This window comes from Micromonospora sp. NPDC001898, assembly GCF_042891255.1.
Taxonomy (GTDB): domain Bacteria; phylum Actinomycetota; class Actinomycetes; order Mycobacteriales; family Micromonosporaceae; genus Micromonospora.
Map to the genome: position 1 here is coordinate 22,736 of NZ_JBIATC010000034.1, position 11,656 is coordinate 34,391.

The following is an 11,656-nucleotide window of genomic DNA, read 5'->3' on the forward strand; positions in this document are numbered from 1 at the left end:
CGGGCCTCCGGCGGCCACCTCTGGGTTGCCGTGGTAGCCGCCGTCAGCCATCACCGGACGCCTGTTCAGCTTCTCCTCGATCGTTCAGCCGTCCTTGAGGACGATGCTGTCGACGGGTGGCGGCCGGCGTGGTCTCAGCTTTCCCACCGTCACCTGGTCCGCGAAGAACTCCAGCAACTCCCGGTGGACGAAGATGTACCCGTCTCCGACGTCACGCAGGAAGAGGCACTGCACCGCGTAGTCGAGGAACGGCCGTAGCGGTCGGGGCAGGGCGTCCTCCCGGGCGAGCCGCCGACGGACCAGCCACTGCTCCACGATCGGCCCGACCGCGACGGACGCCAGCAGGTACAGCACCGCCGCCGTCCCGACGAGCAGGCCGTACCGGAAGCCGTCGGCGTCGGTCCGCTGCCAGGCGACGAGCAACCCGGCCGGGGCGCCGGCGATCACGCCGAGGGGCGGTGCGGCGCGGAGGGCGATGCGGAGGCGCTGGCGCAGCGCGGGGCTCGGGACCTCGCGACGTGGGGCGCCCCCGGGCGGGCCCACGACGTAGAGGTGGAACGCCACGGTGTTGCCGACGCTCATGGCGAGCAGCGCGGCGAGCGCGAAACCGATCCAGTACGCCAGGCCGGTGAGCAGGCCCGCCCAGCCGTCGGAGAGGCCGAAGACCGCCCCGACCGCGAGCGTGCCGGCGACGACCGATCCGCCGACGGCCGACTTGAACAGGACCTCTGTGAACTCCGCGGCCGTGTCGGTCAGCCAGTTGACCTGGGTCGAACGCCGGCCCTCGGGCCGTCGTCCCCAACGCGCGATCAGGGTGAGGTCGTCGTACTCGCCGAACGCGAGGCCGAGCGCCGTCAGGACGGCGGCCACCGGGCCGGCGGCGATGCCGGGCCGGCCCGCCAGCGCCGCCCCGCAGAGAGTGACCACCAGCCCGACGGCGATGCTGATCGCGGTCCGGCTGTACAGGTCGGGGTTCCTGCGCGGCCAGGTCGGTGACCAGTCAGGGGCCACCAGGTCCAGGACGAAGATGGACTGCTGGCGTGCCCGCATCCGGTCACCGAGCAGCGAGAGGTACCGGGTGGCCTGCTCAGGCCGGTAGCCGGGGTGCGGCCGGTGCCGCAGCATCGTCTCGGTGTACCGGGCGAAGAGCCGGTGCCGGCGGCTGCCGGTGCCGGTCTCCGGGCCGGGACCGTCGGCGTAGGCCAGCGCCATGATGCTGAGCAGCAGCGGCGACCCGGTGAACTCCCACAGTTCCTCGTCCCCCGCGAGGGCGGCCCGCAGGCCGGCGAGGGCGGGCCCCGGCCGGTCCAGGTGCCGCTCGATCTGCGGCCGGGTCAGCGGCTCGATGGTCACGGTGCCGTAGACGGGCAGGCTGGTCCGGAGCCTTTGGTACTCCGCCGCACGGCAGCAGAGGGCGATCGGGGTGAGGGGCTGCTGGGCGTGGAACGCGGCGATCGCCGCCACGCATTCGTCGCGGCGTGCCTCGACCACCTCGTCGAGGCCGTCGAGCAGGGGCAGGATCTCGCCGGCCGCGACCCAGGCGGCGGCCTGGGCCGCCGGTATCCCGTACCGCTCGGTGAGCTGTTCGGCGAGCCACTGGGCGATGGGCTGGCGGCGCGTCGCCCACGACGAGAGGTTCAGGACCACCGGGACGGGGGCGTCCCGGTCCGTCTCGGCCCTGTCGAGCAGCTCCCGCGCGAGTTCGAGCAGCGTGGTCGTCTTGCCGGCGCCGGGCGCCCCGAGGATCACCATGGCTCGGTCGAGCCGCTCGAAGAGCGTGGCGACCGACGTCCGGTCGTCGAGGACGCCGGTGAAGCCGTCCCGGTGGCTGGCCCGCAGCGTCCACGGATACCGGCGGTCGTCGGCGGACGCCGTGATGCCCAGTTGGAGCCGCGCCTCCAGGTGCAGCGAGCGGTCCAGCACGCTCGTGATCCAGTAGCGGCGTACCCGGTCGAGCAGCACCCGGCGGGCCCGCGCCGCGCTCGCGCCGCCGACCGGACCGGGTTCGCGGGCCCGGCGGATCTCGACCACCGTCAGCGCCGTGGCCACGAAGGCGAGCAACGGCCAGGCGAGCCACAGGTACGGGGACCAGCGGCCGGGCAGCACCCCCGTGGCGACGTTGGTGACGACCCCCAGCAGGGTCGCGCAGACCACCGTGAGGACGATCGTGGTTACCCGACGCATGCGTCGTCTCTACCGTCCACCGCCGTGGCGCACAACCCGTGATCTGGTGCGGCCGGCGCGCCGTGCGGCTGTCGCTTCGGTCAGCAGGGGCCGTGGCCCTCGGTGAAGAGGCGGCGGGCCCAGTCGGCGTACCCCGCGATGATCTTCCGGACCGTGCGGCCGTCGTGCAGGAAGAGGTACGCGCGGTCGCCGCGTCCGGCCAGCAGGCCGTCGAACCGGTACGTCCCGTCTGGAGCGACCAGCCGGCTGACCCGCGCGTAGCGGGCCCCGACCTGGTCGACGGGTGTGCCGACGGTTACGCCCTCCGGGGTGCGGACCGGGTCGTCGAGCCAGAGCAGCACCAGGCGGTCGTCGACGAAGATCGGGCTGGTCTCCTCGTGCCCGGCGAGCGTCGGCCCGCACGCGTCGACCTCGGCGCGGAGCATGCCGCGCCGGGTCAGGTCCGCCTCGGTGTCGCCGAACTCGACGTTGCGCAGCCCGCGCAGGTCGACGACCTCTGCGGGGCGGGCCGAGCGGCCGGCGCCGGACGGCGGGTCGGGCGGGCGAAGGTCGCCGCCGACCTCGATCGGCCTTTGTGGACATGCGCCGCTGCCGGCGATCGAGGCAGCCGCCAGTAGTGTCGCAATGAAAACGAATTGTCGCAATCTCATGGAATCCCCCAGTCCCCAACGGGACCGGGGCGCTCAGGTTGCTGCCGATCGGCGGATTCCCTGATTTCCCATTCCTCGGCCAGCTCGTCCCAGTAGTCGGCGGTCAGTCCGCGCCGGCCGTGGACCAGCCAGCCGTCGGTGCTCCGCTCCAGGTGCAGGCCCAGCTCGGCGAACGGGTCGACCCACCGGCCCGGCTCCGCGCCGAGGCGGATCAGTGCGGCGTTCAACGGCCACTGCTCGCGCGGGGAGCCCAGCACGTCGTCGAAGCACGGCCCCCAGCTCACCGCGCCGGCCAGCCAGACCACCGACGCCTGGCGGCCGACGCCGCCGGAGAACTCGGCCTCCAGGTACGCCACCGGCCCGAGCCGCGACCACCCGGCGAACAGCGCGGCCAGGGCCGGCGAGAGCACCAGCTCGAACGGCTGGTCGGGACCGGGCTCGTCCACGACGAAGTCCGGCAGCGCCCCGGTCAGCTCCTCGACCAGCTGCGGGGTGACCGGCAGCAGCGCGAAATCCTGGCGCAACGCGGCGAGCACCGCGTGGTCCAGGTCGGCGGTCTGCTCGCGGAGCAGCTCGCCGTCGGCGACGACGGCGCTGAGCTGGTAACTCATTGGACCCCTCCGGTGCGCACAACCTGTGGGGGTATCTCGGCCGCCCACCGACCATTGTCGGCCCTGCGGGGGCTCAGCGGCGGGCGGCGACCCGTGCTCGCTCGGGGGTGGCGTCTCGCGGCCGCCCCGCCGACGTCTGCCTGCCCTGGTCGGGTGGACTCTGTCACCGCCACCGTCATCGCCACTCGCGTTCGCGCCGCTTGGAGCAGACGAGGCGAGCGCGACCACTGCGCGGGCCGATTGTATATTGACCGCGATCAGGAATCGTCACTGCTCACACGGAAGGACACGAGTGAAACGCCGACTTCTGCATGCGCTGACGGCCATGACTGTCATTACCGCTGGTGCGGGCGTGGTGGCCACGCCGGCATCCGCTAGCGACGCGTGGGGCATTGTCTGCAACCTCAGGGAGAACACCTGGCTCCGCGCCGCACCCCAGAGCGGCTTTGTGCTGCGCACCCTGACGGCTGGGCGCGGATTCCGCTGGCACGGTCAGGTCTGGGCCATCGACGCCGACTCCTGGCTCTACGGCCACGGCGCCGAGGATCCGTCACTGGACGGTTGGGTCCCGGCCCGCAACACCACCTGCTGAACCCGTAGCTGACAGGGATGGCAGCAGTCGCTTGCTGCCGTCCCTGTACCTATTCTCGCCGGCGACCAGTGGCCCGACGCCGTCTGCCAGAAGATTGCATTCGCACTCGACTTCTGCCTTCCGGGTCGTCGCCAATCCCGGCTTCAGCTCGGAACTGCCGGCGAGCGGTGTGGCAGCCCGAGGTGATCATCCGTACCGGGAGGCCCGCGAGGGCAGTGAGCTGCCCGACCGGCTAGCCGGCCTGGACGCGGCACCGGACGGCACGTGCCCAGGCCGAGCGGGCCCCGGCCAGGCTCAAGTGCTTCCCGACACAGACAACGCTGGGCCGATCCGGTGAGGGATCGGCCCAGCGTTTGTGCTGCTCAGACGAGCGGAGGATACGAGATTCGAACTCGTGAGGGTGTAAACCCAACACGCTTTCCAAGTCTGCGCGGTCCTGTACGCGGCCGATCAAGTCGGTTCGCCACCTAGGCCAACTCGGCCGACGGTTCGTCTACGGTCGCCCCCGCATGCTGACGAACGAGACGGCAATTGAGACGAAGGCAGGACGGCGCCCGCGCTCCTGCCGTTGACCGCCTCTCACGCTCCGCCGTCGCATGGCGCTGCGGCGGTCGATGGCCATCCCTGTGGGTCACAAGCGCCTGCGGTAGTCGCCGGACTGATCAACGCATATGGACCGGCTGTCTACGCACCGCTTGGGCTGCCATCGTGGTCGCTGGTTGACCAGCTTTCCGCTCTCTTGTGCACTTTTGGCCCACGTGCCAGCGCGGCTCGGCCACCAACAACGACCAGTCATTTACCAGTAACTGCCCGCTGCGGTGCTTCCAAGGCGGTAGCTGCGCACCATACAGTGTCGGAACACGCTACTCGTGAATCGAGTCATGCACGACAAGTAAAGGACAACCTCGTGGCCGATGAAGAACCTCTAATCCGGGCGTTCGGAATCTCTGACTACCGGAGCTTTCTAAAGCCACAGTTTTTCGAGCCATTAGGGAAAGTCGCTCTCCTGGCGGGACAGAATAACGCCGGCAAATCGAATGTACTAAGATTCGCAAACAAGTACTTAAAAAAGAGCCCAGAGGTGTTTGAAGCCATCGACCGCCCAAGGCGGACACTGCCTCAGGATTGGAAGCCCCACCTTTATCTTGCCGCGCCGCGCCCGCCCGAGGAGCAACTACAACAGAAGCTTCGAGCCGCCGGTTACCGCTTTACCGACGTCATGGGTGTGGTGCGGAAATTTCTAAATCTTGTGCAACTCGCTGGGCCCGGCGACTGGCTGTGGTTCCAGTACGCCCACGTTGCTGACAGTTCAAGGTACCGGTCGGCCGGTGAGCCTCAGCCGTACATCTGGCAGTTTCCGACGGAAGCTATTGAAAGGATCTCGTCTTCCTTCTCGCAGAACGACTACACTCCTCTTCAAATCGCCGGCAATCTGCTCACTGGCACACAGCACTCCGGCGGAAACATGCTTCAGCAAGTTGTTGGTCGACTGATCGGTTGCTTCATACCCAGCCCGGACAACCTGCCACCTGTTCGATCTATCGAGGCTTTTAGGCAGATTCGGCCGATGCAGAACGCCGAGGAAACACTTGGTGACTTTAACGGGATTGGCCTTGTGCAGCGTCTTGAGCAACTGGAGCGGCCCAGTCTTGAGAGTAGCGAAGATCGCGAGCTGTTTAACCGCATCAACGAGTTCGTAAAATTTATTCTTGATGACGGTACCGCCGTCCTCAGCATTCCCCACGATGCCAAAACTATCCATATTGAAAGGTCTAAGGACCTGCTGCCGCTAGAGAGTCTGGGTACTGGTGTGCAACAAGTCATCATGCTTGCTGCCGCCGCTACATTGCTAGACGGACAGTTGGTTTGCATTGAGGAACCTGAAGTTCATCTGCACCCACTGCTGCAGCGGAGGCTCATCAAGTACCTTTCTGATGAAACGACAAATCAGTACCTCATAGCCACACACTCTGCTCACTTGCTCGACTATGAGGCTGGGCGAATTTTCCACCTCACTCATGGAGCCGACAGCGGTACCAGAGTAGAGCAAGCGGTAACGCCCCATGAGATTGCAAGCCTGTGCGCCGACCTGGGATACAGGCCCTCCGACCTCCTTCAAGCGAATTCCGTGATTTGGGTTGAGGGGCCTTCTGACCGAATCTATCTCCACCGTTGGATGTCGTTACTCGCCCCGGATTTGGTGGAAGGAATCCACTATTCCATCATGTTTTATGGGGGACGACTTCTCCGACATCTGAGCCCGAAGGATCCAGCCGCTGGTGGGCTAGCTAGCTCGGGGCAGGAGCAAGAGATCGAAGAGTTTATCTCATTAAGGCGGCTAAACCGTCATCTGGTAGTCGTCATTGATAGCGACATGACGGGTGCTCGCAAAAGGTTGGACGCAACCAAGAAGCGCGTTCAAGAAAGCTTCAAGGATGCCAAGGGTCCTGGCTTTGCTTGGATCACGAAGTGTTACACAATCGAGAATTACATTCGGCCAGATATTTTAACGGAGGCAGTTGGGGTCGTCCATCCCAAACTGCAGCTCGCCTCCTCGCCTGGCCAGTGGGATCCACCGCTGAGGATGAAGAGTGAATCAAAGCCCGACAAGGTCGCAATCGCACACGAGGTGTGTCGCCGCGTGACATTGAGTGACTTGGACAGGTTTGACCTGCGAGAGCAGGTGGAGCGGCTAATCTCCGTCATCGACAAGGCTAATGGAAGAACACCTCGGTTCCCGCGCCGGTTACGGGACTAGTGACGCGGCGACGAGGGCGCGATGGGGATGCGGCGTGCGTACTCTGGGCAGGCCCCCGCCTGCCGGCAACGCCTGCCCGAGGGGTTGTAGAGGCTCCGGGGGCAAGAGCGGCCCGCAGGGCCGTCACGTAGCGACGCGAAGCGCCTTTGGGGTCGGAGGGGCGGCCGCATCCTCCGCGCCGCATCCCCACCACGGCCGGCAGTGCGGCTCCCCGTGTGGCCGGAAGCACGGCGGGCACTGCCCCGACCGTCGCCAGGTACGTGCCGACACCGCCGAGACCAAGTCGCGGGCCGGCCGACGCAGCATCGGACTCCCGACGAGCTGGTGGCGCTCCGCAAGCACCGCGACGAGCAGGACCGGGAGCGCGCGAAGCCCCCCAACTCTGGGAGGGTGGCGACTGGTTGTTCGCCACGCCGACCGGCGGCCCGGTCAACCCGCGCACCGACTACGACGAATGGAAGCGCCTGCTCCGGCTCGCCGGGCTACGGGATGGCCGGCTGCACGACGCCCGGCACACCGCCGCCACCGTGCTGCTGATTCTCGGCGTCGCCGAACGGGCCGTGATGGGCGTCATGGGTTGGTCCAACTCGGCGATGGCGGCCCGATACCAGCACCTCACCGCCCAGGTCCGCCGGGACATCGCCCAGCAGGTTGGTGGGCTCCTCTGGAGAAGCGGAGGCACCAGCGCCAGTTAGCCGGACCAGCTAAGGGCCAGGGAGCCGGGGTGACAAGCGCGCAAGTCACGCCGGCTCCCTGGAGCACACTCCCGATTCAAAAGCAAGTGTCGATAAAGTGACGCCGCCTCGCCTTGCCCCCCGGGGAGGGTAACCATAGCGTGACGCCATGTGGTCGAAATTGTCCCAGCTTTGGGGAAGACGGAGTGGAACCACAAACGAGGAGAACTGGAACCAGGTCATTAGCGATGGCTCCCAAAGCTGGCATCCCGATCATGTTCGAAGTCTAATTCTCGACGCCGAGGAAAAGCTTCACCTTCAAGGACTTTGGCGCAAGGTTGGGATCACCTGGATCCTCGTGGGAAATATCGCCCTCATCGCAACGGCAGTAGTCGCCACACTTTCCAGCCTCGGGCAACTGAACCGCTTCTCCACACAGCTCTATATCGCATGCGCCGCATCGCTTCTTGCTTCGCCCGTGCTGGCTTACTGGCAGTACAAGCGAATGAGAAGAACCCGCATCATCATCAAAAAGCTACACGTCATCCGCCGACGAACCCAGTCCGACCTAGATACGAGCACGAGCAGCGGAGACGACTCGGCACTGCTCGCGCAGAAACGCTACAGGGATGACGTCCCCGACCTGATCTCACAGTTCCGTGAAGATGCCGGAAGAACCCGGGGGATCCACAACCGCTTCCAAAGCATAATTATCATCGGATCGGTAGCCACCTCCGCGATTGCTACAGCGTCAGTCGCCTTCAGCCAAGCAAGGTGGCTAACTGTGGCAGCAAGTGCTGCTGTGGGACTATCGGCCGGATTTACCGGGTACTTCAAATATCACGAACGTAGCTTCAACTCACAGCAGACGGCCGACGCAATTGAGCGGGAGTACGAGGCAGTCGAACTCCGCGTTGGCAAGTACGCCACCCTAGATGAGAAAGCGGCCTACGCCCTTTTCGCCGACACCGTCGAGACGCTTCGTGACGAGCAGAACAAGCGTCAGCAGCAACTTGACCAGCCCGCCGAGGTCACGCGCGAAGAGTGACACGGCACTCGCTGACGGCAGCCTGAGTGCTCGTCTCGACGACGACTGAGACCAGAACTGAGACCACAAGCGAGAACGCCCGGCCGATCCTCGCGGATCGACCGGGCGTTCTCGCTGTTCACGAGCGGTGGCGGCGGGATTTGAACCCGCGGAGGGCGTAAACCCTCACACGCTTTCGAGGTCTGCGACGATGCGGCCAGCACCGCCCACTGAGGTTCACGCCCCAGGCTGCACCCTGTAGGTGCTTAGCTGTGAACAGCAGCGGACGTCAGGGAACGAGACCACGACTGAGACCACCCCGAAGGGCTTCTGTCTGCGGCCCGTTCGTGGGCATGATGCGCATCCCGTGCACCCATCGCTTACATGCTCATGCGTGGAAACGGTCGTTGACCCGCCTCTGGGAAGCGCCGGCGCGGCGGAAGATGGCTCGCTCGTGCGCTACTGGTCGCTGTCCGGTCCCATCTGGCAAACCTTCAACCATGCCGACGTCGCGGCTTGTCGTGCGTTGCGAGGTCCTGCGAAGCTGCTCTAGCCGGCCATGATTCTGCGCGCGGCATCGAGACAGGGGCGTACAGGGTGATGAGGAAACTTTTCGGGCTGAGGCGGAAGAGAGCAACGCCGGTGACGCCGGTGGAGGAGTGCAGGAACGTGGATCACCCCGATGCGATCCACTGGCACTACGGCTATGGGCAACGCCACTGGTCGTATGACGGACCGGTCATTGACGACTTCAGCACCGGCGAAAGCCGATGGGCCAAGGGCACCGAGTTGGAGAACTGGCGTAATCAGTAGTTCAGGCCACGTGTCTCGCCGTGCGTCGACCCTGGTCACGTTGGTGGCCGCCTCCAGGAAGCGGGCCTTGCCATGCTGAGCCAGCAGCCGGGCGAACTTCCGTCGCCCGGCTGCTGCGATTGTTCAGATCTTTGGGATGCCGAGGCTGGCGAGCATGGAGCGCGTTTCGGGGTCGACGGAGTAGAGGACGGCTCCGCGCATGCCGCGGGTGGCGAGCACCTTGTAGGTGTTGCGGACCAGTCGGTCGAAGTTGGCGGCGCCCTTGACCTTGCTGTCGTGGCTGGCCTTGGGGTTGGCTGCCCAGGCTCCGGAGCGCCAGACGAGGTCGGGGCCGATGATGACGCCGGCGTAGTCGTACTCCAGCCCTTGGGCGGTGTAGACGCAGCCGATCTGGCCCTCACCCCCGGCGTGGGTGGCCCAAAGGTTGGCTGGTGGGATGCCGTTGAGCGTGCGGTTGGCCCGAGAGTTCCAGGGTCGCTTCCATTCCCCAATCACGACATCCTCAATGAGGCTGCCGTCCGGTCGGGCATCGCTCCAGGGCCAGCAGTACCCGGCGGCGATGCGTGCCTGGAGGCCTTGGTCGAGCTGCTGCTTCAGGTAACGTTCCATCGCCTCGGGCGTGTCGGCGAGCAAGAGTTCGAAGCTGTCCAGCGGCTCCCACACTCGGGGACCATCGCCGGCGAGGCCCAATAGTTCCTCCACCCAGTCGACGTACTCCTGGCAGCCGCCACAGCGAAACTGGTCGCGTAGGTGCACCTCGGTGATGTTGACGCCCAGGTCGTTGGCTGCCCGCTTGATCAGGTCGACCGAGCCGACCTCGCCCTTGCGGACGATCTGGTGTTCGTCGAGGAGGAAGACCGGCACCCGCGCTGCGCGGATTAGCTCCTCGACCTGGGCTCGGGTGGACTTGCGGTCTCGGGGGGTGAAGCGGGTGTTCGAGGTCTGCCGGATCCGGTGTGCCTCGTCCGCGATGAGGACATCGATCCGGTTCGGCTCGACGTGGGCGTAGTTGTTGAAGTAGGTGAAGACCTGCTTCGCTCGGCGGTTGGTGGTGCCGAGTTGGTCGCGCAGGGTTTCGGTGAACGACTTGCTGCCGGTGGTGTGGACCACGCTGGTGTTCATTCGGCTGAGGGTGCCGAGCACCTCGACTGCGATGACGCTCTTACCGGTACCCGGTCCGCCGACCACCAGAATGATCTCCTTGTGGTCGTTGGCGTGGCCTTCCTGCACGGCGCGAAGCACGTGGTCGTAGGCCAGACGCTGGTCGTCGAGCAGGGTGAAGACGGTGCGACGCAGCACGGCGTCGCTGACCGCGGTCATCAGCGCCCGGGTAGGCCGAACCGGCGACTTGAGCAGGTAGTCGGCGTTGGTGGCCGCGTCAGTGGCGGAGAGCGCGGAGCGGAAGAACCTGGCGAGGTCGTCGCGCTGGTCGTCACCGAAGATCCGGACGTTGCGACACACCTCTGGGTCGAGCCCCATCGCCATCGGCTGCACCGAACGCAGGTCGGCGCTTGAGGCGTTGTGCATGTTGACGATCCCGCAGACGCGGGCGTTCTCCACCGCGGTCAGGTAGTTGGTGAGGGTGTTGCAGTACGCCCAGACCTGGTTCGCGGGGTGAACCTGGTCCCCCGGCATGCCCGGCACCTTGACCAGTTCGGAGGCGGGCACCGGCTCCGCCTTCGACCACTGCTTGTTCTCGACCACGACGACGCTCGGCCTGCCGTCGGCCGGGTGAGATCCGACCAGGACCAGGTCCATCCGGCTATTGGTCAGCGGTCCCCGCAGCTCGATGAGGACCACGACCTGGTGAAGCCCTTCAGCAGCGAGTGCCTGGGTGATGGTGGGGATGCTCCGCCGCCAGGAGTTGATCTCACTGTCGGTCGGACGCTTGCCGAGTTGGAGGCGGAACGCGTGCTCCAACTCGGCGATGAAAGCGTTCGCGTCGGTCGCGAGGATCTCAGCGACGGTACGGCGCAGCAGACTGCGAGAGCCCATGGCTCTGCTCCTTCTCATGGTGGCGTAAAGCCAGTCGGATACCGGAGGTACGGCCGAGACCGTACACGCATCCACCGACATCCCATCGATCCCAGCCGCGCCGGGCGTGTCGCATGGCGGGCCAGGACCCGACGGCCCACCCTGCGGGGTGGTATCCATGGCGGATGACCCTGCACGAGCTGCAAGAACAGGTACGGCGCTTCGCCCAGGAACGCGACTGGGAGCAGTTTCACGACCCCAAGAACCTTTCCATGGCCCTAAGAGATGTCTCGTAACTTGGCGCCTGGTCCATGGTGGATCATGTGGTGGTGCAGGTGATCTCAGCGGCTCGCCCGGAGTGGATCTTTCCGTT

Annotated in this window: 8 protein-coding genes, 1 tRNA gene and 1 pseudogene; 5 read left to right on the forward strand and 5 right to left on the reverse strand. The window is 65.9% G+C overall.

Annotation, left to right across the window (positions count from 1 at the left end; all coding sequences use genetic code 11):
• Positions 1-84: 84 nt before the first annotated feature.
• The 3 genes from ACFYZF_RS29965 to ACFYZF_RS29975 form a co-directional block, all read right to left on the reverse strand.
• The gene (locus ACFYZF_RS29965; protein WP_387026438.1) at positions 85-2,184 is read right to left on the reverse strand and encodes an NACHT domain-containing protein; all 2,100 of its coding nucleotides are present in this window, start codon (positions 2,182-2,184) and stop codon (positions 85-87) included.
• A gap of 80 nt (positions 2,185-2,264) precedes the next feature.
• Complete coding sequence (locus ACFYZF_RS29970) at positions 2,265-2,798, reverse strand: hypothetical protein (RefSeq protein WP_387026456.1); 534 nt, start codon at positions 2,796-2,798, stop codon at positions 2,265-2,267.
• A gap of 32 nt (positions 2,799-2,830) precedes the next feature.
• Complete coding sequence (locus ACFYZF_RS29975; RefSeq protein WP_387026440.1) at positions 2,831-3,445, reverse strand: hypothetical protein; 615 nt, start codon at positions 3,443-3,445, stop codon at positions 2,831-2,833.
• Positions 3,446-3,770: 325 nt separating this feature from the next.
• On the opposite strand from ACFYZF_RS29975, the gene ACFYZF_RS29980 reads away from it, so the two are divergent.
• The 4 genes and pseudogenes from ACFYZF_RS29980 (at position 3,771) to ACFYZF_RS29995 (ending at position 8,517) form a co-directional block, all read left to right on the forward strand.
• Entirely contained in the window at positions 3,771-4,037 is a 267-nt protein-coding gene (locus tag ACFYZF_RS29980) for a hypothetical protein (RefSeq protein WP_387026442.1), read from the forward strand.
• 907 nt (positions 4,038-4,944) lie between these two features.
• A complete protein-coding gene (locus ACFYZF_RS29985) occupies positions 4,945-6,795 on the forward strand; it encodes an ATP-dependent endonuclease (protein ID WP_387026444.1) in 1,851 nt (616 codons plus the stop codon).
• Positions 6,796-6,997: 202 nt separating this feature from the next.
• Positions 6,998-7,490, forward strand: a pseudogene (locus ACFYZF_RS29990) (tyrosine-type recombinase/integrase); the annotation flags it as partial.
• 148 nt (positions 7,491-7,638) lie between these two features.
• On the forward strand, positions 7,639-8,517 hold the full coding sequence (locus ACFYZF_RS29995; protein ID WP_387026446.1) for a DUF4231 domain-containing protein: 879 nt from the start codon (positions 7,639-7,641) through the stop codon (positions 8,515-8,517).
• 128 nt (positions 8,518-8,645) lie between these two features.
• On the opposite strand, the gene ACFYZF_RS30000 is transcribed toward ACFYZF_RS29995, so the two are convergent.
• Positions 8,646-8,727 (reverse strand) — tRNA-Ser (locus ACFYZF_RS30000).
• A gap of 438 nt (positions 8,728-9,165) precedes the next feature.
• Here ACFYZF_RS30000 and ACFYZF_RS30005 point away from each other — a divergent pair.
• Complete coding sequence (locus ACFYZF_RS30005; protein ID WP_387026448.1) at positions 9,166-9,309, forward strand: hypothetical protein; 144 nt, start codon at positions 9,166-9,168, stop codon at positions 9,307-9,309.
• Between the two features lie 123 nt (positions 9,310-9,432).
• On the opposite strand, the gene ACFYZF_RS30010 is transcribed toward ACFYZF_RS30005, so the two are convergent.
• Positions 9,433-11,304 carry a DNA/RNA helicase domain-containing protein gene (locus ACFYZF_RS30010; RefSeq protein ID WP_387026450.1) on the reverse strand — a complete coding sequence of 624 codons (1,872 nt, stop codon included), beginning with the start codon at positions 11,302-11,304 and terminating at the stop codon, positions 9,433-9,435.
• Positions 11,305-11,656: the final 352 nt, after the last annotated feature.